This window comes from Bradyrhizobium sp. 33ap4, assembly GCF_032654765.1.
Taxonomy (GTDB): Bacteria; Pseudomonadota; Alphaproteobacteria; order Rhizobiales; family Xanthobacteraceae; genus Bradyrhizobium; species Bradyrhizobium australafricanum.
Window position 1 is genome coordinate 35,500 of the sequence record NZ_JAUMTJ010000027.1, and the last position, 24,691, is coordinate 60,190.

At 63.6% G+C, this 24,691-nt stretch carries 27 protein-coding genes and 1 pseudogene; 12 read left to right on the plus strand and 16 right to left on the minus strand.

Translation table 11 applies throughout. The annotated features are described in order from the left end of the window. Positions 1-93: 93 nt before the first annotated feature. Together Q2M23_RS21505 and Q2M23_RS21510 are read right to left on the minus strand one after the other, a co-directional pair. Positions 94-333: a hypothetical protein gene (locus Q2M23_RS21505; protein ID WP_316396948.1), complete on the minus strand. Its 240-nt coding sequence runs from the start codon at positions 331-333 to the stop codon at positions 94-96. Between the two features lie 111 nt (positions 334-444). Beyond that, a complete protein-coding gene (locus Q2M23_RS21510; protein ID WP_316396949.1) occupies positions 445-690 on the minus strand; it encodes a hypothetical protein in 246 nt (81 codons plus the stop codon). 359 nt (positions 691-1,049) lie between these two features. Between Q2M23_RS21510 and Q2M23_RS21515 the strand changes: the two genes are divergently transcribed. After that, the gene (locus Q2M23_RS21515; RefSeq protein ID WP_316396950.1) at positions 1,050-1,268 is read left to right on the plus strand and encodes a hypothetical protein; all 219 of its coding nucleotides are present in this window, start codon (positions 1,050-1,052) and stop codon (positions 1,266-1,268) included. A 506-nt stretch (positions 1,269-1,774) separates the two neighbouring features. Here the strand turns inward: Q2M23_RS21515 and Q2M23_RS21520 are convergent. Continuing rightward, positions 1,775-4,045 carry a DUF3363 domain-containing protein gene (locus Q2M23_RS21520; RefSeq protein ID WP_316396951.1) on the minus strand — a complete coding sequence of 757 codons (2,271 nt, stop codon included), beginning with the start codon at positions 4,043-4,045 and terminating at the stop codon, positions 1,775-1,777. Positions 4,046-4,737: 692 nt separating this feature from the next. Next, positions 4,738-5,212, minus strand: a pseudogene (locus Q2M23_RS21525) (transposase); the annotation flags it as partial. 189 nt (positions 5,213-5,401) lie between these two features. Between Q2M23_RS21525 and tnpA the strand changes: the two are divergent. Next, positions 5,402-5,785: an IS66-like element accessory protein TnpA gene (gene tnpA / locus Q2M23_RS21530; RefSeq protein ID WP_316396952.1), complete on the plus strand. Its 384-nt coding sequence runs from the start codon at positions 5,402-5,404 to the stop codon at positions 5,783-5,785. A gap of 46 nt (positions 5,786-5,831) precedes the next feature. Here tnpA and Q2M23_RS21535 read toward each other — a convergent pair whose 3' ends face one another. The 3 genes from Q2M23_RS21535 to Q2M23_RS21545 all read right to left on the minus strand — a co-directional run bounded on the left by Q2M23_RS21535 (position 5,832) and on the right by Q2M23_RS21545 (position 6,760). Further along, on the minus strand, positions 5,832-6,137 hold the full coding sequence (locus Q2M23_RS21535) for a hypothetical protein (RefSeq protein WP_316396953.1): 306 nt from the start codon (positions 6,135-6,137) through the stop codon (positions 5,832-5,834). Between the two features lie 4 nt (positions 6,138-6,141). After that, the gene (locus Q2M23_RS21540; RefSeq protein WP_316396954.1) at positions 6,142-6,336 is read right to left on the minus strand and encodes a transcriptional regulator domain-containing protein; all 195 of its coding nucleotides are present in this window, start codon (positions 6,334-6,336) and stop codon (positions 6,142-6,144) included. Between the two features lie 151 nt (positions 6,337-6,487). Next, complete coding sequence (locus Q2M23_RS21545; protein ID WP_316396955.1) at positions 6,488-6,760, minus strand: DUF2285 domain-containing protein; 273 nt, start codon at positions 6,758-6,760, stop codon at positions 6,488-6,490. Between the two features lie 239 nt (positions 6,761-6,999). On the opposite strand from Q2M23_RS21545, the gene Q2M23_RS21550 reads away from it, so the two are divergent. Next, positions 7,000-7,227 carry a helix-turn-helix domain-containing protein gene (locus tag Q2M23_RS21550; protein WP_141340641.1) on the plus strand — a complete coding sequence of 76 codons (228 nt, stop codon included), beginning with the start codon at positions 7,000-7,002 and terminating at the stop codon, positions 7,225-7,227. A gap of 237 nt (positions 7,228-7,464) precedes the next feature. Here the strand turns inward: Q2M23_RS21550 and Q2M23_RS21555 are convergent, their stop codons facing one another. Together Q2M23_RS21555 and Q2M23_RS21560 are read right to left on the minus strand one after the other, a co-directional pair. Continuing rightward, the gene (locus Q2M23_RS21555; RefSeq protein WP_316396956.1) at positions 7,465-7,776 is read right to left on the minus strand and encodes a DUF736 domain-containing protein; all 312 of its coding nucleotides are present in this window, start codon (positions 7,774-7,776) and stop codon (positions 7,465-7,467) included. 1,140 nt (positions 7,777-8,916) lie between these two features. Then, on the minus strand, positions 8,917-9,108 hold the full coding sequence (locus tag Q2M23_RS21560; RefSeq protein WP_316396957.1) for a hypothetical protein: 192 nt from the start codon (positions 9,106-9,108) through the stop codon (positions 8,917-8,919). A 241-nt stretch (positions 9,109-9,349) separates the two neighbouring features. On the opposite strand from Q2M23_RS21560, the gene Q2M23_RS21565 reads away from it, so the two are divergent. After that, the gene (locus Q2M23_RS21565; protein ID WP_316396990.1) at positions 9,350-9,646 is read left to right on the plus strand and encodes a helix-turn-helix transcriptional regulator; all 297 of its coding nucleotides are present in this window, start codon (positions 9,350-9,352) and stop codon (positions 9,644-9,646) included. On the opposite strand, the gene Q2M23_RS21570 is transcribed toward Q2M23_RS21565, so the two are convergent. Then, a complete protein-coding gene (locus Q2M23_RS21570) occupies positions 9,600-10,856 on the minus strand; it encodes a tyrosine-type recombinase/integrase (protein ID WP_316396991.1) in 1,257 nt (418 codons plus the stop codon). The genes Q2M23_RS21565 and Q2M23_RS21570 overlap by 47 nt on opposite strands. Positions 10,857-11,147: 291 nt before the next feature. Further along, positions 11,148-12,758, minus strand: coding sequence for a glutamine-hydrolyzing GMP synthase (gene guaA, locus Q2M23_RS21575; protein WP_316396958.1), 1,611 nt, complete (start codon positions 12,756-12,758; stop codon positions 11,148-11,150). A gap of 137 nt (positions 12,759-12,895) precedes the next feature. Between guaA and Q2M23_RS21580 the strand changes: the two genes are divergently transcribed. Beyond that, positions 12,896-13,267 carry a nuclear transport factor 2 family protein gene (locus tag Q2M23_RS21580; RefSeq protein WP_076826626.1) on the plus strand — a complete coding sequence of 124 codons (372 nt, stop codon included), beginning with the start codon at positions 12,896-12,898 and terminating at the stop codon, positions 13,265-13,267. Between the two features lie 144 nt (positions 13,268-13,411). After that, the gene (locus tag Q2M23_RS21585; protein ID WP_076826624.1) at positions 13,412-13,744 is read left to right on the plus strand and encodes a DHCW motif cupin fold protein; all 333 of its coding nucleotides are present in this window, start codon (positions 13,412-13,414) and stop codon (positions 13,742-13,744) included. A gap of 200 nt (positions 13,745-13,944) precedes the next feature. Here Q2M23_RS21585 and Q2M23_RS21590 read toward each other — a convergent pair whose 3' ends face one another. Further along, entirely contained in the window at positions 13,945-14,397 is a 453-nt protein-coding gene (locus Q2M23_RS21590; RefSeq protein ID WP_316396959.1) for a helix-turn-helix domain-containing protein, read from the minus strand. A 116-nt stretch (positions 14,398-14,513) separates the two neighbouring features. On the opposite strand from Q2M23_RS21590, the gene Q2M23_RS21595 reads away from it, so the two are divergent. Beyond that, positions 14,514-15,797, plus strand: a complete 1,284-nt coding sequence (locus Q2M23_RS21595) for an MFS transporter (protein WP_316396960.1) — start codon at positions 14,514-14,516, stop codon at positions 15,795-15,797. 97 nt (positions 15,798-15,894) lie between these two features. Here the strand turns inward: Q2M23_RS21595 and Q2M23_RS21600 are convergent, their stop codons facing one another. Further along, positions 15,895-17,193, minus strand: a complete 1,299-nt coding sequence (locus Q2M23_RS21600; RefSeq protein WP_316396961.1) for an RsmB/NOP family class I SAM-dependent RNA methyltransferase — start codon at positions 17,191-17,193, stop codon at positions 15,895-15,897. A gap of 22 nt (positions 17,194-17,215) precedes the next feature. Beyond that, complete coding sequence (locus Q2M23_RS21605; RefSeq protein WP_316396962.1) at positions 17,216-17,638, minus strand: MAPEG family protein; 423 nt, start codon at positions 17,636-17,638, stop codon at positions 17,216-17,218. Between the two features lie 107 nt (positions 17,639-17,745). Between Q2M23_RS21605 and Q2M23_RS21610 the strand changes: the two genes are divergently transcribed. Together Q2M23_RS21610 and Q2M23_RS21615 are read left to right on the plus strand one after the other, a co-directional pair. After that, complete coding sequence (locus Q2M23_RS21610) at positions 17,746-18,051, plus strand: hypothetical protein (protein WP_316396963.1); 306 nt, start codon at positions 17,746-17,748, stop codon at positions 18,049-18,051. Beyond that, positions 18,033-18,869 carry a metallophosphoesterase gene (locus Q2M23_RS21615; RefSeq protein ID WP_316396964.1) on the plus strand — a complete coding sequence of 279 codons (837 nt, stop codon included), beginning with the start codon at positions 18,033-18,035 and terminating at the stop codon, positions 18,867-18,869. Before Q2M23_RS21610 ends, Q2M23_RS21615 begins: the two co-directional genes overlap by 19 nt. Before the next feature lie 6 nt (positions 18,870-18,875). On the opposite strand, the gene Q2M23_RS21620 is transcribed toward Q2M23_RS21615, so the two are convergent. Next, the gene (locus Q2M23_RS21620) at positions 18,876-19,223 is read right to left on the minus strand and encodes a hypothetical protein (protein WP_307720386.1); all 348 of its coding nucleotides are present in this window, start codon (positions 19,221-19,223) and stop codon (positions 18,876-18,878) included. Between the two features lie 54 nt (positions 19,224-19,277). Then, positions 19,278-20,300, minus strand: a complete 1,023-nt coding sequence (locus tag Q2M23_RS21625; RefSeq protein WP_316396965.1) for an NADP-dependent oxidoreductase — start codon at positions 20,298-20,300, stop codon at positions 19,278-19,280. A gap of 693 nt (positions 20,301-20,993) precedes the next feature. Here Q2M23_RS21625 and Q2M23_RS21630 point away from each other — a divergent pair. Genes Q2M23_RS21630 through Q2M23_RS21640 form a run of 3 tightly spaced genes read left to right on the plus strand, consistent with a single transcriptional unit; the run spans position 20,994 to position 24,685 of the window. Next, on the plus strand, positions 20,994-22,964 hold the full coding sequence (locus Q2M23_RS21630; protein WP_316396966.1) for an AMP-binding protein: 1,971 nt from the start codon (positions 20,994-20,996) through the stop codon (positions 22,962-22,964). Further along, entirely contained in the window at positions 22,961-23,746 is a 786-nt protein-coding gene (locus Q2M23_RS21635) for an ABC transporter ATP-binding protein (protein WP_316396967.1), read from the plus strand. Before Q2M23_RS21630 ends, Q2M23_RS21635 begins: the two co-directional genes overlap by 4 nt. Positions 23,747-23,755: 9 nt before the next feature. Further along, on the plus strand, positions 23,756-24,685 hold the full coding sequence (locus Q2M23_RS21640) for a branched-chain amino acid ABC transporter permease (RefSeq protein ID WP_082653982.1): 930 nt from the start codon (positions 23,756-23,758) through the stop codon (positions 24,683-24,685). Positions 24,686-24,691: the final 6 nt, after the last annotated feature.

The following is a 24,691-nucleotide window of genomic DNA, read 5'->3' on the forward strand; positions in this document are numbered from 1 at the left end:
GTGGTGATTGTGCTGGCCGCCATCGGGCTGGCCGCAGCGGTCTTCTGATATCGGCCGGCCCAAGCACGCCAAACAGGCGCACTCATCATCGGCTCAAGCCCGACTAAAGCCGTCCACCGCCAGCGTGATCTTGTGCGCGGTATGGTCAATGGTGATGCAGTTTATCTTTGTCAGCGCGCCGCTGGTCCTGAAGAACAGTTCGTGGTGGAGCTTTAGTTCGGCGTCGATTTGGTGGTGCCCTTTGACAAGCGTGCCATCGAGGTTGGTCTGGCCCACTTCATCGCCGGCTTCGTTCACGATTGTTCGGATCATTTCGTCTTTGATGGGTTTCATTTCCGCCTCCTACAACGTTGTGCCGGTCCCGGCGTTCGAACCAGACGTACCCAAACACGATACGATCGGCGGGCGCATCAAGCTCTATGTGCAGGAGAACTTCCCGGAGGCTTAGAGCCTGACGGCCTGCATCGCTCCGGGCTCGCCTGACATGGCGCGCTGCGGACTACCGAACCGGTCTATCGTGATCCATTCGCGGTCAAATGTCGGCTCATACAGAGCGAAGCCGTCAGGACTGGACGTGACGACCAGCGTCTCCGGATCGAGCTTCTGTAGCTCATCTAACAGGTCTTTGACTTTCATGGCCGTGCTCGTTGCATGCGCCGCGGTGCCGGCGCGTTCGAGAACCTTGGCCATTATAGCCTCGCAGTCCTGCGCTGTCAGGACAGCGCCCCAGTCGCGCAGCTCCTGCTGGAGGGCAGCGGCCACCAACCTCACGGCGCTTGTTGCGGCTTCCTCCTTCGAGAGCGCTGCACAAGACGGCGGCTGGACGGTAAGAGCCGGATGAGCGGAGACGTTCACGTGAGCGCGGACCAAAGGGACGCTAGAAGCAACTCACGTGTATCTCCGGGGGCAGGAAATTACCCGGTGTCCCACCACCAAACCACTGCGGCACAAGACTCACCACGCCAAACAAGGCTCCGAGGGGGTCGGCCGGTTGTTGCGGACTCTGCGGGTGCAAATCACCCGCCCCAATCCGCGCCCGGAAAAACCGGATGGAGAGCAACGCTCTGAGCGCCGCCGAAGCGCTGAGGGCGGCGCGGGTCGCCGGTGTCGAATTGCGTCTCGACGGCGACGACCTAGTGTTGGAAGCCTCCGCGCCGCCGCCGGCCGAAATCCTCGATCTTCTCTCGATTCACAAGCTTGGCATCGTGGTGTTGCTGCGTCCTTGGCAAAGATGGCTGGTCGGCCGAGGACTGGCAGGTCTTTTTTGACGAGCGCGCCGGGATTGCGGAGTTCGATGGCGGCCTGCCACGCGATCGGGCTGAGGCCCGCGCCTTCGCCTGCTGCGTCGCCGAGTGGCTCAACCGCAATCTGGTGCGCTCCCCTCCCGGCCGCTGCGTCGGCTGTGGTGCAGGCGAAAGCGCCTAACGATGCGATTCTCACGACCATCCTCAAGCTTCTCCGCCGGCTCCCAATCTATCCGATGTTCGGACGCGGCTTGATGAGATTGCAGCCAGCCTATGTGCGTTCGCAGTTCGAAGACCCCGATCGTCCCGAAACATCACCCCCCGGTCCGGCAGCGATTGCAAGGCGCTGACGATGGAACTGGCGCGGAACCAGGGATGGGAAAGTCTTCGCGGCTTGATCGGCCAGGAAGCCCGCCGCCGTCGCGGCACTGATCCGCGAGGCCGATGATCTCACCGCCCCAGAATATGGAACAAAAAGATGGGAGGCTGATGACGGCCGGTCTCTCCCTCGCCGTCAATCGATTAGACCATCAACCGCGTTTGTCCGTGACTCCAGATCCAATCCTCCCGCTGCCAGACGCCGCGGGTGAGCGATCTAGCCACCGCGCCCAAGTTGCCACCACCCTCGTCCACGCTCCGCCCGTCGGAGGACGGCCGGAGGCTGGCAAAGGGGTCCAGCTCACAGCCCAAGCCCACGTTTCCGACCGCCCCCCCCATTCGATGCCACCGCTGTCGCGCATCACACCGCTGATGTGCTGGCCGATGCGCTTGTCGAGCACAGGTTGCCAGGGCACGAGTTGGAAGCCGAGGCCATCCTCGATCATGGCGAAGCGCCCGCTGACAAGCGTGGCGACGCCCGCAAGCCTCCCGGCGATCAACTCGCCCGACTTGCTCGGCATATAAGTCAGCCCGCGCTCGGCCGCCATCTGCCGCCCGACGCGACTGATCTCGGTCGCCTCAAGGCGGGCGACGAGGTCTTTCGGCGCACGAACGCGGCCGTCGGCGAGCCGGGTGGCGTGCCCCTGATCGACGAGGGCCTGGCGACGACGCTCCATCGCGTCCGTGACCTCCCGTCCAAAGCCCGCCTCCGAGAGCGGCGTCCGGTTGGGTGAGGCCAGTTCGCGGTCGAGCCAGGTCGCCCCGTCGCTGCCGATCTGGCGTTCAAGATCGAGGGTGGAGAGCGTGCGAATGGCAAAGTCCTTCGGCTGGCCAGAGGCGTCATAGGCCATGCCGCGTTCGGCGATGTCGTGGGGGATTTTCCAGTGGTCGGCGTCGATGCGCTCGACATGGCCGGCGCGGCGCAGGGCTTCGAGACGGCGGACGTGGGAGCGGATGTATGCATTCGGGTCGCCCTTGAAGCGTTCGATCTCCAGGCACGCGGCCGCCAGGTGTTCGCTCGGCCGGTAGAGGCCGCCGTTTGTTGCCGCCATGGCGCGGATGTTGAGGTCCGCAGCTCGTGGCTCCGCCTTGCTCAGCACCGGCTCGAGCGCGACGATGTGGCCGCGCTTGATCTCGTCCAGCCTGGCCGGATCGGCCGTCTCGACATAGTGGGTGCGCCCGTCCACGCCATCGATAACGAGATGCAGCCGGTCGCTCATCTCGTCGCCGGCCAGTCCTTTGGCCAGCACCCGGCCGACGACCGGCTCGGCGATCTGCCTGCCATGGCTGACGTACTGGCTGGGCCCGCGCTCGGAGGCGATGCCATGCTCGGCAAGCGCCCGGTGCATGGTCTTGATGATGTCGCCGCGCTCGCCGAGCTCCCGCAAGGTCCGCTCGGCCTTGCCCGAGAGCGTCCAGCGTCCCGGCTCGATCTCGCTGGCGAGCCCGTACCGCTCAAGCTGGCGGACGCGCCCGATCAGGTTGGCGCGGTTCTCGCGGACGAGATAGCTCGCCCCCTCGCCGGGCCTGAGATCGATGACGCCCTGGTCGCGCTGCTCGGAGGCCAGCATCTTATCGAGCCGGGTCCAGCGCTCGGCCTGCACCTCGTTGTGGAGCTTGTTCTGAAGCTCGATCTCGGTCTGTGGGCCAAGTTCGAGCGTAACCAGCTCGCTCGCCCGATGGCGGACGCCATGAGCGATATAATCACCGGCAATGTTGAGGATGCGACCATCATCGAGCACCCCGCGGACGATGACATGGGTGTGCGGATGGCCGGTGTTGTGATGATCGACGGCGATCCAGTCGAGCCTGGTGCCGAGATCAGTTTCCATCTGGCGCATGAGGTCGCGGGTGAAGCCGCGCAGATCCGCCATCTCGATGGAATCCTCCGGCGCGACAATGAAGCGGAACTGGTGGCGGTCCTCACGTCCGCGTTCGATGAACGTCTTGCCGTCCGCTTTGTTCTCAAGTGCTGAATAAGCCCGGCCTTGCTCGCCGTCGCGGGTGACTCCGTCGCGCTCGAGGTAGCGCAGATGCGCGTCGGCCGCCTTGCTCGCCGCGCCCCGCATCTTTCGCCCGCGCGACCTGCGTTGCGGGTTGAGCTTCACCACCCGCGCCTTGACCACGACTCGCCGCGAGCGGAAGCGACCACTGGAGTCCCGCTGCCAGCCGCCGCCGTCCCGAGGAAGGGACGCCGCCACCCTTGCGCCCCGGCCGCGCGCGTTGAAGCGGCCGCTGCCTTGCCCGTTCCGGCTGCCCGCCGATCCCGGGCCTCGGCCGATCTGCCCGGGGTTACCGCCGGCCTTGCGCACGGCGATCTTCACCTCAGTCAAGAAGGGCAGATAGCGCGCGTTGACGCGCGAGCCCCGGTTGCGCGCGCGGCCCGGCCTGATGCGGAAATCGTCGTGCTCATCGCTCGCCATGACGCGACGATCGGCGCGGGAATCACACCGTGCAAGACCTCAAACCATCGATCGTAGAGCGTCGCAGAATGGGTTGCGGCAGTGTAGCGATGACGAGGCATGCTACGGCGCACATTGCAAAAGACAACCGTCTTGGCCTTGAAAACAAAAGAGAAAGTCTTTGAGATGGCACCATGCGCACATGCGCAGTGCTGTCAGATGGGCTTCGCAAGGTGCCAAAAACAATGTGCAGACAATCACTTGCCGAGCCCGCGAGGTGCGAACGACAGTTCGCTTTATCTTGCCGTCTTAATCGGGCCGTCTTAATCGGGCGTCTCGTCTCTCTGCTCTGTCCCATTCTCGCTTCCTTTCTCGTTTGCGACAAGGCTCTCTGCGCCACGCCATGACACGATGCGCCGCGATGAATGCGAGTCCTGATGCGCCGTGCAATCTTCCGCGCTCATCGACGGCACAAACTCGCTGCAGCAAGGCAGCGCGGACGCCGTCGCGGCGCATCTTTCCATCGGTCTGACGGAGCCACATCACAGGCAATCCGGCGCGATCGGCAGGCATCCGAAGATGCGCCGTCGCAGGCAAGATAACGTGCGTTCCGTCGTCGTTATGCTGCACCAGTCCTCATCCGCCAGCGGCGGAGCTCCATGTTCAGGACGCGGCGATCGCCACGTCGTCAACGGGTCGATTGATCGCGCTGCTCATGCGTAAGCCCCGAGCAGTTTGCGCGCTTTGGCCGTCCGCTCGGCGCGCATCTCCGCCGCCGACGCGTCCGGATCGCCGCAGTAGAACGTGCCGGAGGTCCACATCGCGTGCATGATCACGGCGAGCTTGCGCGCCACCGCCACCGTCGCCTTGCGGTGCGAGGCGCGCTTCGCCAGCGCCAGCCCCCACGCCTTGACTTTGTCCTTCTTCTTGTAACGCGTCAGCGCGCGCTCGCCGCCTCAGCGCCCGCCGCACGTCGCCGTCACCCGCCTTGCTGATCCGCCCCTGCACGCCGACCGAAGAGCCGGACTGCCAGCGCCGTGAGGTCAGGCCAAAATACGCCGCCACGTCGCGCGAGCGCCTGAACCGCGAGGGGTCGTCGACCGCGGTCATGAAGCTCAGCGCCGCGATCGGACCGACACCGGGAATCTGCGTGAACCGCCGGCACAGCTCGTGCCCGGCGACATGTCGAGGCGATGAGCTGGACGGCATCGGGCATGCCAGGCATGCCGCGCCCCTCGGTCTTTCGCGCGATTCGTTGCGGATCTGGCGCGATCGTCTCGAAGACTCCGGCGGCGAGAAGGACTGGCGATTGCTGCATCATCCGAGCACCCGGCTCAATTAAGCAGCGCTGCTAACTGCGCGCGACGCAAATACCGCTTGACGCCGGAAGCGGTGGACGGGCGGTCGAACCGGCGTCGGTTCAGCAACAAGCAGAAGCGGGCGATCGTGCAGCAGACGGAGAAGCCCGGCGTCAGCGTGGCGCAGGTTTGCCGCCGCCATGGCGTCGTTACCAGCATGGTGTTCCGCTGGCGGGTCGAGTTCGGCCTGACCGCTCGCAAGGCACCGCAACTCGCGACGGTGACGCTCGCCGACGGCGCGGCGAATGAGCCAGCAGCACTCGCGGCCTTGCATGATCTTGTAAAGCCGCCGGACGGCATGATGGCGGTCGAACTGGAAGATGGACAGCGTGTGTTCGCGCCGGCGGGCAGCAGTCCGACCGCGGTGAATCGGCAGCTCGCCGGTAGGGAGACAGCATCGTGATCGTCATCCCGGCGGGCGTGAAAGTGCATCTCACTTGTGCGCCCTTTCATCGCACGCCACAGCCCGTCGCGCAGCATACGCGTTCCTCAAAATCGCCGTCAAACGGCAGCTCGGCAGAATAGCACAGACCAACAACCCGCGGCTCTTTCGACCAAACGCGGTGTTTTGCCGTTTCGATGCGCAATACGACGTGCCAGCCGTCGGCGGCGCGGCGGATCTGGTCAGCCGCGAGATCGAGCAGCGGCCGAGGCGCTGCGCTGGCGCTGAGAGGCGGCACGATCACTGCGCCCGGCACAACGGTCGGCAGAACATCGGGCGCCCAAAAGATGGTCTGTTCGTTGAAGGACCTCACTGGATCATGGCCGAGAGCAGGTGCCCCACCTCCTCCTGAACTCGGCTGTCACTTCGCCAGCTGGTTTGTTGGCGATCATCGCTTCGTGGTCACGGCGATAATCCGTATTTCGACGAAGACATTCCCAGGCAATGTCGGTGATCTCTGCATCCTGAAGGCTCTTGAAGGATTCCGGCGACCGCCAGTCGAACTCAGGCATTGCTTCCGCCCCATTGCACACAGCTAACAGGATTGCGGCTCAATAATTCCAATCGATTGGGCTGCAGGAAGAACCTGGTTTGGCACCACGTGGTGCTTCCTGGTGACCAAGCGTTAGCCGGAGAAGTCGAGTTTCGGCCGATAAATTTCCTCTAGTTCGACCACGTGCCACGCAACAGACGCCCCTGTTCGGTCATCCACTTCGCGCGCGCGAGGTGACTCTGGTATGCGTCGCGTGCGCGGCCCGGTTGACGCTCCGGATCAATATGCAGGACAAGTCGAGCGACTTCCCGCCAGTCCGCCCCCTCACTCTCGGCCTGTAGAAGTCGCATGTAGGTTACGACATGCTGCTGGTCATAAGGTGTAACGATTGGATCGTCCGGCGCAACGTCCGCGACCTCCGGATCAAGCGGTGGTTTTGGCATCGGGGGCTACACTGTTCCAGAGAGCGGAAGTCGACTCGCAGCGCTCGCAAAGCGCCCTCTCGCATAGTCGCCGACACTAGCGTATGGCATGCCGCCTGCCCCAGGCTCGGGGACCGCAGGAAAGCGCGTTCTTCTATCCTTCTCCACAATCGAAACTCCTTTTGCGAGCACACGCAACCGAGGTCGCCGCGTATTATAACACGTAGCGCCAAAATACGCGATTGCTTCCTATCCTGCGGATGGACATTCGCAAGGTATTTGGAGCAAATGCGCGCCGTTTTCGGCTAGGCCTTGGTTTGAGCCAGGAGGCCGTCGCAGAACGCATGGGCGTCGATAGGGCCTTCATCAGTAGTATGGAAAGAGGGCTGCAAAACGCGACCCTGCTCACAATCTGGGAGACGGCCCAAGCTTTGGAGGTGCGGCCGGTCGACCTGCTTGACGAGAAAGTGTCTAAGATTCGATCCTGATCTCTTCCGCGAGCCGGGCCGAAGGCCCGGCGAGCGCCGGACGCGGACGCGCGTCACCGCCGCCGATCAAGCTTGCCGGATTGGCGGCGGCGCACCAAGCTGGGCGGAAGGCGCTCGCTAATCCTTCGCCGTCATCAGGCTGGATAGAGGACTTCCACCTCCAAGCTGTCGTTCATACTCGGCACACATGCAAAAGGCTCCGCCTCCGAGGAGGCGGGGCCGAAGATCCGTAAGGGATCAGTCGCCGTTGCGGCGAGACCAGATCAGGGTGAAGCCCTCGTCGCCTTCGACCTTCACCAGCGAGGCGTAGATCGGGGCCGGGAAACTCGGGTCGTCGAGCTTGACCGAGAGGTATTCGCGATCGCTGTCGCGGGCGGTCTTCTTCCAGGCCGCGCCGAACTCGGTGGTGCCGGCGAAGATGCGGTAGTCGGGCGCCTTGTCGTTGTCCTTCTCGGATGCGGCGAACCGCGCCTTGATGTTCAGCGTCAGCGTCTTGATCGAGCCGGTGTAGCCGTTGTCCAAAGCGATGAAGGTGCCGATGGTAGCCATGGTCGTCTCCGTTTGTTGCTCGGGCCGCGCCTATCGCAGCCTCGATGGCGATCCTTGGCCCGGGGAGCGATCGGCCCGCAGCCGTCAGGCCCGCAGCGCAGCGGAGGACGGCGACAAGCCTGCTTTTTTGTCTTCCGCGAGGAATGCCACCCCTTCGCGGCAGGAGAAAAAAGCAGGCGCAGCCGTTGCGGGAAGGCGATCGAGGCTCTGCCGGCCCTCGGGCCTGATCAGCCCATTCGAGGTTGCGTTGGACGCGCCATGAACGAACTGACGGAGACCACCATGACGGCCGACGCAGACGCAACACAAGGACACTGCTGGATCGATCGGCCCCATGCTGAGGCCTGCGCGTCAACGGCAAGAAGGTCGCATCCCGGCAAACGCTAGTGCCCCTCGCCGTATTCCCGCGTGCCGTGGCGAAGGTGCCGCGGGAGCGATCTGCCAGACAGCAATCCAATACTCCAGGCATCACACGAGCAAAGCGCCCGGGCCCCATCGCTTGCTATTGGTTGACGAACACGACACAGCGGACCGTCGCGGACGGCGTAGATCAAAGTGATCGAGGTCTCGATCATGGCGCGATTTCCATGAGCGCAGGATTGCCAAGTGGCCCCCGACAGGTCGATCCTTAGCACCTCGCGAAGAGCATGTTGCTTGGAACAGGGATCCCCCCCCCCGAGAGGGCCGCTCAGAGAGCGGGTCTGCACGGGGCGCATGCCAGTCGTTCCAGAAATTGAAGGATCAGAGAAAGCGCGGAAGACCAGGGAGACCGCTCCGGGCGGCGCCGGCGTCAGCCGGCGCCTTACCCTGGCGCAGGCGAGGCGCTGCGCCCACTAGCTTCTTAGAGAGAGGCAAGGTCTGTGCGCGCGGTGCAAGCAGTGCGCTAAACAATGTTAAGGCAAAAGAGGCACCCGCAGGAGGGTCAGCATAGCGCCGACGCGTAGCGGCGGGACCCGGGACCGAGTGCAGTCGCGAGACCGGTTAAGAAGGCACCCGAACGTGGGACAGTGATAGCGACGCCGGCATGCAATGACGGCGGGGGCCGCGAGCGAGTGCCTCCGGCGAGCGACACATTATATTGCGCGGGAGATCGAAGCATGGCTGGCTGCGCGCAAACAGAAATTCAGCGAAGACAGGGGCTCAGGGAAACTGGATCTCCTCTCGAGCCTTGGTTTCGGCGTCATAGATTCTAATCTGAAGCCTTGGAAAACGCATCTTCAGCTCTACTCCACCTGTCCTGGCGCCGTCCCGGGTGGCAAATTCAGCTTTCAGTCGGCCGTCCACTTCAAGCGCGTAACCAGAAGCTGGCAGTTGACGAGTGGCTGCAACCATGTCGTCCCTATCGTGTAGTGAGGCAATCGATGATGATTGGTTAGCGTGAGTCGCCCAAACCACGCTAGAGTCACCTGCGCCACTTGGAGGCGCTGTCAGCGAAGCTCCAATGCGCGACCGAACCGTTGGCAAATGCGCCCAAACATTTCTTTTTGTACGACCCGTTATTTGGCCAATTGCTGGGCAAAGCCAAGAGCTCTACTTCCACGGCACCAATCTCAATCGCCTGCAGAACAGCGATATGGCACGTCGGGAAATAACCCCCATCAAACGCACCATCCGGCGAGATCAGCTTCGCGAGATGGTCCCGCTCGCCGACAGCACCATTTATGAGATGGAGCAGCGCGGAGAGTTTCCGAGGCGGTTCGCGCTTTCGCCCCGTTGCGTCGTGTGGGACCTCGCAGAGGTCGAAAACTGGCTGGCTGCGCGCAGATCGGCGCCTCTCGCTCGTGCACCGCATCCAGATGTAAGGCAGCGTCGAACCCGGCCGGTCAAAGGGCCGGATCGGGTTGCAGGAGTGGCATTGAAGGGGGGATGAGGATCGGGATGTATTTCTGACCACCAGTCCAGGCATCAACGATGTTGGACCACTCCTGCATCATATGACGACGCTGGACCTCGTATTCGGCCTTGTTGTAGACCCCCCTCGATGACCGTCCGTCCTCGTGCGCAAGGCACTTCTCGATCCAGTCACTGTTGAATCCGAGTTCGTTCAGGAGAGTTGACGCGGTCCTTCGCAAGTCATGAACCGTGAACGGCTCCAGCGGAAGTCCTTCCTTTTTCGCCTGCCCAACGACCGAGTATGTGACCCGGTTGAACGTTGCGCGCGACATCGGAGCGTCGGCGTCATAGCGCGACGGCAGCACATACTTTGAATTTCCTGCGCAAGTCTTCAACGCAATGAAGATATCGAGCACCTGTCTCGAGAGATACACGTTGTGCGCCTTCGAACGCTTCATACGTTCCTTGGGGATCGTCCAGACCGCATTCTCGAAATCGACTTCGCCCCACGTGGCATCGAGCAGTTCACTCTTGCGGACCATCGTGAGCAGATACAATCGCATTCCCAGTCGAATGGTGGGCAATGTCGCGACACGGTCCAGCTGTTTGACCATGATGCGAATTTCAGTCGGTGACAGCGAACGGTCTCGCGGGACAAAGTTCGCGATCGACGCGGGTCCCACCTCGTCCGCCGGATTGGCGATTTTCTCGCCATGCAGGATCGCAAATCCGTAGATCTGCTTCACAATATCGCGGACATGGATCGCCGTTGCGGGTGCGCCGCGCTCCACGATGGCAGCGCAATGGGCACGAAGATCGTCCGGTGCGATTTCATTCAATAGGCGCTTTCGCCAAACGGGCAGCAGCTCGCGTTCGAAGATCGATCGCCGCATTGCGCGGGTACTGTCAGCCATGGGTGCCGCGACAAGCCACTTCTCTCCGAGCTCGCCAAAACTCCTTGCTTCAAGAAGACGCCGTTTCTCGCGCTGCTTCTCGATAGCGGGAGATCGCCCCTCGCCTACTGCGCGCCTCGCATCGATGCACTTCTCGCGAGCGCGTGCGAGCGACAACCCTGTCGGGCCGTACTTTCCGAGAACCACAGTCTCGCGTCGACCATGCAGACGATAGTCGAGCCGGAACGACAGCGTCCCCGCGGGCGACACAACCACGTACATACCGTCTCGGTCGGTGACCTTGTATGATTTTTCCTTTGGTCTCAGCGCCTTAAGCGCAGCGTCTGTCAGCAAGGACTTCCCCTCCAGGTAAATACCGTCAGCCACTTTTGCGCTGCGTTTGATCAGAGATTTCCTTGTTTTACAGTCACTTGAACAAAGAAAAATACCGTCAGACGCATCTTCGCGCATGACGGTATTGATCGGGATCGATGGTTTCAATGGACGGCGACACCGTCAGGCGCTCCGTCTGTCCGGTTTTATGCGCGCCGATAGTTCTCGAATGCAGATGACGATTTAGATCGCAAAATCAGTCTGTTAAGTCGTGCAAATGGACAGAGCGGGATAGTCCCGGACGGGTCCGAATTATTCCCACTCGATCGTCCCCGGCGGCTTGCTGGTCACGTCGTACACCACCCGGTTCACGCCCTTCACCTCGTTGATGATGCGCGTCGCGGTCTCGGCCAGGAATTTCATGTCGAACTGGTAGAAGTCGGCGGTCATGCCGTCGGTCGAGGTGACGGCGCGCAGGCCGACGACGTATTCGTAGGTGCGGCCGTCGCCCATCACGCCGACGGTCTTGACCGGCAGCAGCACCGCGAAGGCCTGCCAGATCGCATCATAGAGGCCGTGTCTGCGGATCTGGTCGATATAGACCGCGTCCGCATTGCGCAGGATGTCGAGCTTTTCCCTGGTGATGTCGCCGGGGCAGCGGATGGCGAGGCCGGGGCCCGGGAACGGGTGGCGGCCGACGAACACTTCGGGCAGGCCGAGCTCGCGGCCGAGCACGCGCACCTCGTCCTTGAACAATTCGCGCAGCGGCTCGACCAGCTTCATGTTCATGCGCGCCGGAAGGCCGCCGACATTGTGGTGCGACTTGATGGTCACCGACGGGCCGCCGGTGAAGGAGACGCTCTCGATCACATCAGGATAGAGCGTGCCCTGGGCCAGGAATTCGGCGCCGCCGATCTTCTTGGCTTCGGCCTCGAACACGTCGATGAACAGGCGCCCGATGGTCTTGCGCTTCACCTCGGGGTCGGTGACGCCCTCGAGCTCGCCCAGAAACTGCTTCGACGCGTCCACATGGACCAACGGGATGTTGTAGTGGTTGCGGAACAGGTCGACGACGGTCTTGGCCTCGTCGAGCCGCAGCAGGCCGTGATCGACGAACACGCAGGTGAGCTGGTCGCCGATCGCCTCGTGGATCAAGACCGCCGCCACGGCGGAATCGACGCCGCCGGACAGGCCGCAGATCACCTTGCCCGTGCCGACCTGGGCGCGAATCTTCTCGATCGCCTCCTCGCGGAAGGCGCGCATGGTCCAGTCGCCGGTCAGCCCCGCGACCTTGCGCACGAAGTTGCGCAGCAGCTTGGCGCCGTCGGGCGTGTGCACCACCTCGGGATGGAACATCAGGCCGTAATATTTACGCGTCTCGTCCTGGATGATCGCGAACGGCGCATTCGGCGAGGTGCCGGCGACGGAGAAGCCCGGAGGCATCTTGGTGATGCGGTCGCCATGGCTCATCCACACCTGGTGCTTCTCGCCATGGCCCCAGATGCCGTCGAACAGCTGGCTGTCGGTCTTCACCTCGACATCGGCGCGGCCGAACTCGCGGTGGTGCCCGCCCTCGACCTCGCCGCCGAGCTGGGCCGCCAAGGTCATCTGGCCGTAGCAGATGCCGAGCACTGGAACGCCCGACTCGAAGATCAGCTGCGGCGCGCGCGGCGAGCCGGTCTCATGCACCGATTCCGGACCGCCGGAGAGGATCACCGCCTTCGGCTTCATCTCCTTGAAGGCGGCCTCCGCCTTCTGGAACGGCACGATCTCGGAATAGACGCCCATCTCGCGGACGCGGCGGGCAATCAGTTGCGTCACCTGGCTGCCGAAATCGACAATCAGAATCTTGTCATGCGCCGAGGCCACGGAGGGCGTCGACGGTGCTTGAACTGTGTCTTGGGCTGTGTGCTGGGCTGTCATGGCAAGCAGATACGCGACGGCGCCCGCCCCCGCAACCGCGCTCGAAGGGGCGCCCACATTCTTCTTTGGGCATGGACAAATCCGTATAGGTCAGTATTATTGACCTAATTTGGCCATAAGCCACATGGAGGAAACCAATGCCGGATTTTCACGACCCGCCCCGCCTTGCCGCGCTCGGCCGCGACTGGATCGCCGCCTGGAACGCGCGCGACCTCGAGCGTGTGCTGGCGATGTATGCCGAGGATGCCGAGATGACCTCGGACCGGATCCCGCCGCTCGGCTTCGGCGCGTCAGGCACCGTGCGCGGCAAGGTGAGCTTGCGGGCCTATTGGAGCACGGCGCTGGCGAAATTGCCCGAGCTGCATTTCGAGCTGATCGACCTCTATGTCTCGCCCGACAGCGTCGTCGTGTTCTACCAGAACGAAAGCGGCAAGAAGATCTGCGAGTATTTGCGGCTCGACGCCGAGGGGAAGATCCGGCAGGGCTCGGCGAACCATCTGGTGGGGTGAGGCTGCTTCTCAGCCGTCATTGCGAGCGAAGCGAAGCAATCCATTTTGTCCGCATATGCGGAACGATGGATTGCTTCGTCGCTTCGCTCCTCGCAATGACAGTAGAGGACTCGTAGGTTGAACAGAACGTCAGGAACCACGCGCATGAAAATCCCGACCCTGCCCTTCACCGTCACCGACTGGAACAAGCTCGAGCCTTCAGTGCATCCCGGCGAGACCGGACAGGCGCTGTGGCGCACGCTCAACATCGGCGAGCTGCGGGTCCGGATGGTCGAATATTCGCCCGGCTACCTCGCCGATCACTGGTGCGATCGCGGCCATGTGCTCTACGTCGTCACGGGCGAGCTCGACACCGAGCTGCGCGACGGCCGCAGATTCACGCTGAAGCCGGGCATGAGCTACCAGGTCTCCGACTTCGGCGACGCCGCACATCGTTCGTCGACGAAGACGGGTGCGACGCTGTTTATTGTGGATTGAACACACGTCGTCCGTCGCCCCCGCGCAAAGGCTTCGCCTTTGTCGCTGGAGGAGCGCGTAGCGCGTCTCGAAGGGCGACGGCCCGGCTCCATCCCCGTCATTGCGAGCGTAGCGAAGCAATCCATCGCGCCGCTTGCCGAGACATGGATTGCTTCGTCGCTTCGCTCCTCGCAATGACGTGGAGAGAGTTCGCCCTTCGCTCACCGCCTCCGCGCAGCGACCTTCCTCACCTTCGTGTCCGCCCAGCCCAGCGGCTTGCCGCTCTTCGACGGCAGCACGAGCTGCCCGACCGCCTGGCCGGCCTGGTCGAGCAGCACCGAATGCGGCTCGCCGCGCGCAAAGAGATGCGCCTCGCCCCATTGCCGCAAGCCGACCACGATCGGGAACAGGTCGTGGCCCCGCTTCGTCAGCACATATTCCTGATAGGCGCTGCCGTCGGAGGCTGCGACCTGCTCGAGCACGCCGAGCTCGATCAGCGTGCGCAGCCGCGTCGTCAGCATGCCCTTGGCGATGCCGAGATTCTTCTGGAAGTCGCCGAACCGGTGCAGGCCGTCGAACGCGTCGCGCACGATCAGGAGCGACCACCAGTCGCCGATCGCATCCAGCGCGCGCGCCACCGGGCATTCCGCTTTGGCGAATCCGGTCCGCTTCATCGCGGCCAACCTTTCTCGATCACGATTCCGAACTGGTCCTAAAATAGGACTAGACAGCGCCCGGCGCAACTGGTCTCGTTATAAGACCAGATTGACCAGACTGCAGCGGAGACGTCATGACGAACCAGACCATGGCCAAGGCCGGACCGGCCGAAGCCGATCACAAGACGCACAACAGGCCCAACCATAGCACGGCTCGCGCTCTGTCTCCCGCCGTCGTGCTGCTGTTCGCCGTCGCCTGCGGGCTGAGCGTCGCCAACATCTATTTCGCGCAGCCGCTGCTGGACACCATGGCGCAGGATCTCTCCATCGCGCCGGCGGTGATCGGCGGCGTCGTGACGCTGACCCAGATCGGCTATGCCTTCGGCTTGATGCTGATCGTGCCGCTCGGCGACCTCTGGGACCGCCGCAGGCTGATCGTCGGCCAGACCGTGCTGTCGGCGATCGCGCTCACCATCGTCGGCGCCGCGCCGAACGCCGCGGTACTGCTTGTCGGCATGGTGCTGGTCGGGCTGCTCGCCGTCGTGATCCAGGTGCTGGTCGCCTACGCCGCGACGCTGGCGGCGCCGGCCGACCGCGGCCGCACCATCGGCACCGTCACCAGCGGCGTGGTTTCGGGCATTCTGCTCGCACGGTTTGCCGCCGGCGCGCTGGCCGATCTCGGCGGCTGGCGCGTGGTCTACCTCACCTCGGCCGCGCTGACGCTGGTGCTGGCGGCGCTGTTGGCACGCGCGCTGCCGCGGCATGCGCCGCAGCCGATGGCCGGATCGTCCTACGCCAAGCTGTTGCGCTCGACGCTCGCGCTGTTCGTCGAGGAGCAGGTCTTGCGCGAACGCGCGGTGTTCGCGCTTCTGATCTTCGCAAGCTTCAGCGTGTTCTGGAGCTCGGTCGTGCTGCCGCTCGCGGCACCCCCGCTCTCGTTGTCGCATACCACGATCGGGATGCTCGGGATCGCAGGCCTCGCCGGCGCGCTGGCGGCACGCAATTCCGGTCAGTTCGCCGACCGCGGCTGGGGGCAGCGCACCACCGGCTTGTCGCTGCTGCTGATGCTCGCCGGCTGGGTGCCGATCGCCTGCCTCAACACCTCGCTATGGCTGGTCGTGGCCGGCGTCCTGATGATCGACTTCGCGGTGCAGGCGATCCATGTCACCAACCAGAGCCTGATCGTCGCCGCGCGCCCCGACGCGGCGAGCCGGCTGGTCGGCGGCTACATGGTGTTCTATTCGATCGGAACAGGTTTTGGCGCGATCAGCTCGACAATGGCCTATGCGGCCGCCGGCTGGCCCGGCGTCTGCGTACTGGGCGCCGCGATCAGCGGCAGCGCGCTGCTGTACTGGGTGATCGTGGTGAGCCGGATGCCGGCGGCAGTTGGTGCGGCGTATGATTGCGGGCACTCATGACGTGGATTTCGTCATTCCGGGGCAATGCGTAAGCATTGAACCCGGAACCTCGGGATTCCGGGTTCGTCCTACGGACGCCCCGGAATGACGATCGCTGTTACGCCTTCCTCAGTACCGAGACGAAGAACCCATCCGTGCCGGTGCGGCGTGGCGTCATCAGCAAGCCCTCCGCCGACTGCAGCGCGGCCTCGGCAAAGGCTTCGGCCTTGTCCCACAGCACCGCTGCGGTCTGCTCCGGCGGCTGCACGGAGAACTCCGGATGCCGCGCGATGAAGGCCCTGACCTGCTCGCCGTTCTCTTCGGAGAGCACCGAGCAGGTGATGTAGGCGATCCGTCCGCCGCCCTTCACCAGCGGCGCGGCGCGCTCCAGCACCTCGGCCTGATCCTTCAGCCGCACCTCGAGCGCGCCGGGGCGCATGCGCCATTTGGCGTCGGGATTGCGGCGCCAGGTCCCGGTGCCGGTGCAGGGCGCGTCGATCAGCACGAGGTCGGCGGACGCCTTGATGTCGGACAGCACCTCCTCCTCGCCGCGCGGCGTGCGTACATCGCAATTGTGCACGCCGGCGCGCGACAGCCGCTCATGGATCGGCGCAAGCTGGCGCTTGTCGCTGTCGGTCGCGATCAGCCGGCCCTTGCCCTGCATCATCGCCGCCACCGTCAGCGTCTTGCCGCCGGCGCCGGCACAGAGGTCGATCACCTGCTCGCCGGGCTTGGCCGCCGAGAACAGCGCGGCGAGCTGCGAGCCCTCGTCCTGGACCTCGATGGCGCCCTTGATGAAATCCTCCTCGGCATGGATGCCCGGATTGCGCGCGTCGGCGCCGAGCTCGATGCGCAGGCCGAGCGGCGACCACGGCGTTTCCCTGGCGCCGAGATGCGACAGCCGCGGCAGCACCTTCTCGCGCTTGCCGCGCAGCGTGTTGACGCGCAGATCGAGCGGCGCGCGGCTCGCCATCGCGGTCGCTTCCGCCGCGCGGTCGTCGCCGAACACCTTTGCCAGATGCGGGTCGAGCCAGTCCGGATAGTCGCCCGCGACATGCGCCGGCGCATCCTCGAGCGAGCGCGAGGCCAATGCGGCCTCCTCGGTCGCGGTCAGCGGATCCGGCGCGAATCGGCCGCCGTCGCACAGCGCCTGGATCGTGGCGATGTCCATGCCGCGTTCGAGCTTGAGCATGCCGAGCAGGCGCGACCGGGCGCTGGCGTCATCCATCAAATAGGCCGCGGAGGATTGCCGGCGCAGCACGTCCCAGATCAGGCCGGAGATCGCGGCGCGATCGCCGGAGCCGGCATAACGGTGCGCGGTGCCCCATTCCTTCAGCGCTTTCGCCGCGGGAATGCGCTGTGCGTCGATGGTGGCGATCAGCTCGATCGCGGCGGAAAGCCGGGCAGCGGGGGTCATTGGTCTCTTTCGGTTGGGCGCATCAGATCAGCAGCAGCAGTCTGAGCGCGAAATACAGCCACATGGCCGCCAGCACCAGCGCGCCGGCGAACCAGGCGAGCGAGCGCGGCCGCACGTCGTTGGCGGTGACGAACACGCCGGCATGGGCAAACCGCGTCACCACGAACACCCAGGACATCAACACGATGAACAGATCGGCACGGCGCAGCGGCAGCGCAATAGCGATCAGGACATAGAACAGGATCGGCAGCTCGAACTGGTTGGCGAAGCAGTTGCCGAACTTGGTGGCCTGGGCCGGCCAGTTCGGCTCGCGCAGCGCGATATCGGCGATCTTGGTCTCGCCGCTCGTCAGCGCCCTCGTGCGCGTCGTCGCCATGGCGAACAACAGCGCGAAGGTGAGCCCGATCTGGATGAAGACCGGTAACAGAACCATTTGAACCGACATCAAAAATCTCCCTCAGCCGCGGGCGCCCGGCCGCCCTCTTAGCCGCCGCTCGCGCCCAACACAATGAAGCGTGCGCGGTAACCCGTTGAACCGTGATCCGAGCCCGGGTGACCAACTCCCAGGACCAATGGCGGTTTCAGCCCCTCAAGGTTGGCCCGATCAGCATCATCACCCTGATCCTCGACAGCGCGGCCCCCGGCAGCGGCGTGCCCGGCATGGTGACGGCGGGCTCGCCGGCATCGGTGCGGCAACTGGCGATCCAGCGACCGCCCCAAAAGGCGCAAAGCCAAACAACACATCAAACAGGGCATCAAACAGAGCATCGAACAAGACGGCGAAATCGTCATCGTTCCGACTTCGCGCCGACCTATGCTCCGGCCGAAAGGAGCGATGCATGCCCCAATTTCGCCTGACACAGATCTCCGACACCCATCTCGCGCGCCGCTTCAAGCCGCTGATCGACAACTTTCATCGCGTCAGCGAGCACATCGACGCGACGCGTCCCGATCTCGTGCTCAACTCCGGCGACGTCTCGTTCGACGGGCCGACCAGCCGCGACGACCTCGCATTCGCCAAGGAGCTGCACAACGCGCTGCCGGTCGATTGCCTCTATCTGCCGGGCAATCACGACATCGGCGACAATCCGACCGCGGTCGGCCCCACGCCTTCACAATTGCCGACCGAGGAGACGCGCGGCGCCTTCACCTCGGTGCTCGGCGAGGACCGCTGGCATTTCGACGCTGCCGGCTGGTGCTTCATCGGGCTGAATTCGCTGATCATGAACACCGGCCTCGACAGCGAGGCCGAGCAGTTCGACTGGCTCGCAGGCGCGCTCGACAAGGCGGTCGGCAGGCCGGTCGCGCTGTTCCTGCACAAGCCGATCTATCTCGACCTGCCCTACGATGCCGAGCACGCCGAGACCGCGATCCGCTTCGTGCCGCAGCCGGCGCGCCGCCGCCTGATCGAGATGCTCGGCAAGGTCGATTGGCGTCTGGTCGGCAGCGGCCATGTGCACCAGCGTCGCGACTATACGTTCGAGCATGTGAGACACATCTGGGCGCCCTCGGCCGGCTTCGTCATCTCCGACGCGCGGCAGGAGGTGATCGGCATCAAGGAAACCGGTCTCGTCGAATACCGCTTCCAGCCCGACAGTTTCGAGGTCCGCCACCTCAGGGCGAAGGGCCAGGTCGATGTCGACCTGGACATGCTGCTCGGCAAGCAGCCGGCCTGAGCCGCGTCAGCTCCGCGCCGCGTCGTGCAGGTCCTGCTTGATCACGGTGAGCAGCGCCTGCAGCGTGTCCTTGTCGGGCTGTGGTGCCGCCTGCGCGGGCCGTACGCAAGCTACGTGCGGCATGAAGCGGACCGGCGTCGTGTCCGGCTGCTCCTCGACGAATTTTCCATGCAAGACGTCGTCGCGGCGGCCCATGACGAACATCGTCGCCCAATAGCCGACGGCGAGGAGAATGACCCCGAAAACAATAGCTTCAAAAATCATGGCTACACCTGAAATATAGCCATATTGAATCAACTGCTGCGGGTCTCCGTCAAGCAAATGGGGGCCGAAAGGCCCCCAAATCCCCGCCATTGTGGCGCTTTTGATACTTTGTTGCGCGGAATGGGAGCTTCCGGGGCCTGTAACTTAGGCCTTGTCCGGCCCGACCCGGACCAGCTGCTTGCCGAAATTGGCGCCCTTGAGCAGGCCCATGAAGGCCCCCGGCGCGCTGTCCAGGCCCTCGGTCACGAACTCCTTGTACTTGACCTTGCCCTCGCGCACCCACTGCGACATGTCGCGGAGGAAGTCGCCATGCATGGCGGCGAAGTCGCTGACGATGAAGCCGCGGAAGGTCAGCCGCTTGGTCAGGATGTTGCGCATCATCGCGCCGGCCCATTTCGGGGCATGCGCTTCGGTGTCGTTGTAATGCGCGATCAGACCGCAGACCGGGATGCGCGCGAACGCGTTGAGCAGCGGAAACACCGCGTCAAACACCGCACCGCCGACATTCTCGAAATAGACGTCGATGCCCTTCGGGCAGGCTTCCTTCAGCTTCGCTGCGAGATTGGGATCGCGGTGGTCGAGGCACTCGTCGAAGCCAAGCTCGTTCTTGACGTAGGCGCACTTGTCCTTGCCACCGGCGATGCCGATCGCCCGCGCGCCCTTGATCTTGGCGATCTGGCCGACCGCCGAGCCGACCGCGCCGGACGCCGCCGCGACAACCACCGTCTCGCCCGCCTGCGGCTTGCCGATCTCGAGCAGGCCGGTGTAGGCGGTCATGCCGGGCATCCCGAGTACACCGACCGCGGTCGAGATCGGCGCGATCTTCGGATCGATCTTGGCAAGGCCCTTGCCGTCGGACAGCACATGCGTCTGCCAGCCCGCGCGCGACAGTACGATATCGCCCTTGGCAAAGCCGGGATTGTTGGAGGCGATCACCTCGCTCACCGTGCCGCCTTCCATCACGCCTCCGACCGGCACCGGTGCGGCATAGGACGGACCGTCGGCCATGCGGCCGCGCATATAGGGATCGAGCGACAGCCAGATGGTGCGGAGCAGCACCTCGCCCGCACCCGGTGCCGGCGGCGTGTAGTCCTCGAGCCTGAAATTGGCCGACGTGGGCTCGCCGTGCGGGCGCGAAGCCAGAACGATGCGCTTTCCTTGGGACATGATTTCCTCTTGGGATGATTGGTTCGTGGCGCACACGTAGTCATGCAATCCACCTCCCCGCAAGGGAAATGGATTTGCTGTCTTCGCGTTGCGTTGTTTGAAATGTTGTTTGAAATGACAGCCATCATGCCAGGCACATTGGCGCCAACGCGATACCGTCACGTCGCGGCGGTTCGCAGGGCCCCCTGGTGGCGGCAGTTTGTCACGGCGCGCCACCGGCAAACGAAGCGGCCATCGTCAAGTCGCCTGACCCGACCTCGCGATCCGGCACGGCGGAGCCAGGCGGTCAGGCGGCCCTCCATGGTCGCAACGAGGGCGGCCGCGCAGCAAATCGGCAACCGGTTTCCGGTCGCCCTCGAAACCTGAGTGGCGCAGGACTCCAGTCAGCTTCGCGGGATCGTCCGATGGACGTGAGGCTCTCCGAAGCATTGGGGTTACCTCTTGAGAGCCGATCAGCGTCTTCGCGCCGCAATGTCCGTCTGGTGGCGGCCGGATTCACCTTCGGCGAATTGGCAGCCGGTAGACCTATCTCTGCCGCGCGCGCCCGCGGCAAAAACGCGACCTATCAATCTGGCACTTGTCGGACTTTCGATTCGCTGTAATCTCGGACCATGCGGCACTCGCATGTCTGTTACCCAAAAATGGGGCAGGCATCACCATAACCAACGCTTCGGTTTTTGGATCGAGACCGACATGGCCGGCGACGGATCGTATGATACGTTTCCCAAATTGCTGCTGCGAAACACGGCACAATTTGGCACGCGGCCAGCGTTCCGGCACAAGGATCTTGGCATCTGGCAGAGCTGGACCTGGGCTGAGGTTGCCGAGATCATACGTAGCTACGCTGCCGGCTTGCATCGCCTCGGCTTGCGGCCTGGCGAGACAATCGCGGTCGTCGGCTCCAATCGGCCCAAGCTTTACTGGACCATGATGGCAGCGCAGACGCTGCGCGCAATCCCCGTTCCGGTCTACTCCGATGCAGTGGCTGATGAGCTTGCTTTTGTTCTCGCTCACGCCGAGGTGACGCTGGTCGCGGCGCAGGACCAGGAGCAGGTCGACAAGGTCCTGTCGGTGTCCGACCGACTGCCGCAACTCAACAGGATTATCTACGACGAACCGCGCGGAATCGACGGCTACGACCACGGTCGACTGATCGCAATCGGCGATATCATCAATGACGGCCGCGCCGCGCTTGCAGCCGACCCGGCGCTTGGCGAACGGATCGATGAATCCATTCGGGCCGGCAACGGTTCGGACATCGCGATCATCCTCTACACCTCGGGAACGACCGGCGCGCCCAAGGGCGTCATGCTGTCGGCGCGAGGCTGCATCGATGCTGCAACCGACACCACGCGGTTCGACAAGTTGACCGACAAGGACGTGGTGCTGGCCTATCTGCCGCTGGCTTGGGCGGGCGATCATTACGTCAGCTACGCGCAGGGCCTGGTTGCCGGATTCTGCATGGCGTGCCCCGAGAGCAGCAACACAATCGAACAGGATCGGCATGAGATAGGACCAACCTTCTACCTCGCCCCGCCACGCGGTTACGAGGCCATGCTGACGCGGCTGATGGTCCGGATGGAGGACGCGGCGCCGATCAAGCGGCGATTGTTCAGCTACTTTCTGGACGTCGCGCGGCGGTATGGCGAGCAAGTCTTGACGGGACGTCCGGTGCCGCTGTCAGGCCGATTGCTCTATGCGCTCGGACGCTGGCTGGTCTACGAGCCTCTCAAGAACGTTCTTGGCCTGTCTCAGGTGCGCGTCGCATACACCGGAGGCGAAGCTATCGGTCCGGATCTGTTCGCGTTCTACCGCGCGATCGGACTGAACCTGAAACAGCTCTACGGCCAGACCGAGGCGTTCCTCTATGTAACGTGTCAGCCCGATGGCGAGATCTATCCGGATACGGTTGGTCCGCCGGCGCCCAACGTCGACATCCGCATCGCGGACTCGGGCGAAGTGCAGTTTCGCTCGCCCGGCATGTTCCTCGGATATTTCAAGGATCAGGCAAAGACCGCGGAAGCGATGACGTCCAACGGATATGTCAGGACCGGCGATGCGGGCTTTTTCGACGAGAAAACCGGGCATCTGAAGATCATCGATCGTGCGAAGGACGTCGGTCGATTGGCTGACGGCACGATGTTTGCTCCCAAGTACCTTGAGAACAAGCTGAAGTTCTATCCCAATATCAAGGAAGCGATCACGTTCGGTGACTCCAGAGAGTTCGTATGCGCCATGCTCAACATCGACCCGGTCGCGGTCGCGAATTGGGCGGAACGCAACAACGTCGCCTACGGGTCCTATCAGGAGCTTGCCGGGCATCCGCTGGTCTACGACATGGTCGCCAGAGACGTTGCCGCGGTGAACCGCTCCCTGGCAGGGGAAACGGTGCTTGCGGGCGCCCAGATTCGCCGCTTCCTCATTCTGCACAAGGAGCTCGACGCGGATGACGGCGAGCTGACCCGCACGCAGAAAGTGCGCCGCCGCTTCATTGCCGAACGCTATGCGTCGCTGGTCACGGCACTCTACAACGGAGCGCATGACGCCGACATTTCCACGGAAGTGACGTTTGAGGATGGCCGGAAGGGCACGATCGCTGCACGAGTCGAGATTCGCGACATGCAAATCATCGGTCCGGCAGAATCGCTGGGAAGAGCGGCATGAGAGCCCCAAACACCAACGAAATCCTGCTGCAGGTCGAGGGCGTGGCACTGGCCTTCGGCGGCGTCAAGGCGCTGCGGGACGTCTCGTTCACCGTCAAAAAAGGCGAAATTCGCGCCATCATCGGCCCCAATGGCGCCGGCAAAACCTCAATGCTGAACGTCGTCAACGGGTTCTATCACCCCAACCATGGCGCCATCACCTTCAAGGGAAGCACCCGGTCCAAAATGCAGCCGTTCGAGGCGGCGCGCGGCGGCATCGCGCGCACCTTTCAGAATGTCGCCTTGTTCAAGGGCATGAGCGCGCTCGACAACATCATGGCAGGCCGCACCTTGAAGGTGCGCCGGGGGCTGTTGTGGCAGCTGCTGCGTTATGGCCCTGCCCTCGCAGAGGAGATCGAGCATCGGCGCAAGGTCGAGGAGATCATCGACTTCCTGGAGATCGAGACAATCCGCAAGGTACCCGTCGGGCGTCTGCCATACGGCTTGCAGAAGCGTGTCGAACTCGGTCGCGCCCTGGCGATGGAGCCCGACCTTCTGCTCCTGGACGAGCCGATGGCAGGCATGAACCTCGAGGAGAAGGAGGACATGTCGCGGTTCATCATTGATGTGAACAACCATTACGGCACGACCATTGCCCTGATCGAGCACGACATGGCCGTGGTCATGGATCTGTCGGACCGCGTAGCGGTGCTTGATCACGGCGTGAAGATCGCCGACGGCACGCCTGATGAAGTGAAGAGAAGTCAAGCCGTCATCGACGCGTATCTTGGCGTCGCGCATTGAGGTGCGTCCATGATCGCACTGGGTCAGTTTCTCGAGGTCCTGATCGGCGGATTGATGTCCGGCGTGCTCTATTCGCTGGTCGCGCTCGGCTTCGTGCTGATCTTCAAGGCATCCGGCGTATTCAACTATGCGCAGGGAGCAATGGTGTTGCTCGCGGGATTGGCGCTGGTTCGCGCCCTCGACCTCCTGGTCGCCAACGGCCTTCCGCTTTGGGTCGCGGTCATCCTCGCTATCGGCTTTGCCGCCGTGATCATGGCAGCAACCGCCTGGCTCATCGAGCGGTTCGTGATCGGACCTCTCGTCAATCAGGATGGCTTGACGCTGTTCATGTCGACGATCGGCGTGACATTCGTTATCGAGGGCGCCGCGGAGATGATCTTCGGATCGGATGTCTACCCGCTGCGGCTGTTCCCGACCGACGCCTGGTTCTTGTTTGAAGGCCTGTTCCCGGGCGGGATTCTGGTCAACAAGCTGGATGTCTGGGGCGCATTGATCGCGGGCGTCCTGGTCGCCGGCCTCGCGGTCTTCTTTCAGCGCACCAAGACCGGTCGCGCGCTCAGAGCCGTGGCCGACGACCATTTGGCCGCGCACTCGATCGGGATTCCAATCAGTTGGATTTGGTTCGTGGTCTGGCTCGTTGCCGGACTCGTTGCACTCGTCGCGGCGACCGTGTGGGGAACCAAGCTTGGCGTGCAGTTCTCCATCACGTTTCTCGCGCTGAAGGCTTTGCCGGTCCTGATCATCGGCGGCCTCACCTCCATTCCCGGAGCGATCGTCGGCGGGCTGATTGTCGGGTCCGGTGAGAAGCTCGCAGAGGTATATCTCGGGCCATCCATCGGCGGCGGCATCGAATATTGGTTTGCCTATGTGCTGGCGTTGGCGGTGCTGCTCTTGCGGCCGCAGGGCCTGTTCGGCGAACGCATCATCGAACGTGTCTGAGGCAGG

Excerpts from the sequence above, each read along its gene's own strand:
- Q2M23_RS21505 (WP_316396948.1), bottom strand. The coding sequence starts at position 333 with ATGAAACCCATCAAAGACGAAATGATCCGAACAATCGTGAACGAAGCC.
- Q2M23_RS21510 (WP_316396949.1), bottom strand. The coding sequence starts at position 690 with ATGGCCAAGGTTCTCGAACGCGCCGGCACCGCGGCGCATGCAACGAGC.
- Q2M23_RS21515 (WP_316396950.1), top strand. The coding sequence starts at position 1,050 with ATGGAGAGCAACGCTCTGAGCGCCGCCGAAGCGCTGAGGGCGGCGCGG.
- Q2M23_RS21520 (WP_316396951.1), bottom strand. The coding sequence starts at position 4,045 with ATGGCGAGCGATGAGCACGACGATTTCCGCATCAGGCCGGGCCGCGCG.
- Q2M23_RS21540 (WP_316396954.1), bottom strand. The coding sequence starts at position 6,336 with ATGCCTGAGTTCGACTGGCGGTCGCCGGAATCCTTCAAGAGCCTTCAG.
- Q2M23_RS21545 (WP_316396955.1), bottom strand. The coding sequence starts at position 6,760 with ATGCCAAAACCACCGCTTGATCCGGAGGTCGCGGACGTTGCGCCGGAC.
- Q2M23_RS21550 (WP_141340641.1), top strand. The coding sequence starts at position 7,000 with ATGGACATTCGCAAGGTATTTGGAGCAAATGCGCGCCGTTTTCGGCTA.
- Q2M23_RS21555 (WP_316396956.1), bottom strand. The coding sequence starts at position 7,776 with ATGGCTACCATCGGCACCTTCATCGCTTTGGACAACGGCTACACCGGC.
- Q2M23_RS21560 (WP_316396957.1), bottom strand. The coding sequence starts at position 9,108 with ATGGTTGCAGCCACTCGTCAACTGCCAGCTTCTGGTTACGCGCTTGAA.
- Q2M23_RS21565 (WP_316396990.1), top strand. The coding sequence starts at position 9,350 with ATGGCACGTCGGGAAATAACCCCCATCAAACGCACCATCCGGCGAGAT.
- guaA (WP_316396958.1), bottom strand. The coding sequence starts at position 12,758 with ATGACAGCCCAGCACACAGCCCAAGACACAGTTCAAGCACCGTCGACG.
- Q2M23_RS21580 (WP_076826626.1), top strand. The coding sequence starts at position 12,896 with ATGCCGGATTTTCACGACCCGCCCCGCCTTGCCGCGCTCGGCCGCGAC.
- Q2M23_RS21585 (WP_076826624.1), top strand. The coding sequence starts at position 13,412 with ATGAAAATCCCGACCCTGCCCTTCACCGTCACCGACTGGAACAAGCTC.
- Q2M23_RS21590 (WP_316396959.1), bottom strand. The coding sequence starts at position 14,397 with ATGAAGCGGACCGGATTCGCCAAAGCGGAATGCCCGGTGGCGCGCGCG.
- Q2M23_RS21595 (WP_316396960.1), top strand. The coding sequence starts at position 14,514 with ATGACGAACCAGACCATGGCCAAGGCCGGACCGGCCGAAGCCGATCAC.
- Q2M23_RS21600 (WP_316396961.1), bottom strand. The coding sequence starts at position 17,193 with ATGACCCCCGCTGCCCGGCTTTCCGCCGCGATCGAGCTGATCGCCACC.
- Q2M23_RS21605 (WP_316396962.1), bottom strand. The coding sequence starts at position 17,638 with ATGTCGGTTCAAATGGTTCTGTTACCGGTCTTCATCCAGATCGGGCTC.
- Q2M23_RS21615 (WP_316396964.1), top strand. The coding sequence starts at position 18,033 with ATGCCCCAATTTCGCCTGACACAGATCTCCGACACCCATCTCGCGCGC.
- Q2M23_RS21620 (WP_307720386.1), bottom strand. The coding sequence starts at position 19,223 with ATGGCGGGGATTTGGGGGCCTTTCGGCCCCCATTTGCTTGACGGAGAC.
- Q2M23_RS21625 (WP_316396965.1), bottom strand. The coding sequence starts at position 20,300 with ATGTCCCAAGGAAAGCGCATCGTTCTGGCTTCGCGCCCGCACGGCGAG.
- Q2M23_RS21630 (WP_316396966.1), top strand. The coding sequence starts at position 20,994 with ATGGCCGGCGACGGATCGTATGATACGTTTCCCAAATTGCTGCTGCGA.
- Q2M23_RS21635 (WP_316396967.1), top strand. The coding sequence starts at position 22,961 with ATGAGAGCCCCAAACACCAACGAAATCCTGCTGCAGGTCGAGGGCGTG.
- Q2M23_RS21640 (WP_082653982.1), top strand. The coding sequence starts at position 23,756 with ATGATCGCACTGGGTCAGTTTCTCGAGGTCCTGATCGGCGGATTGATG.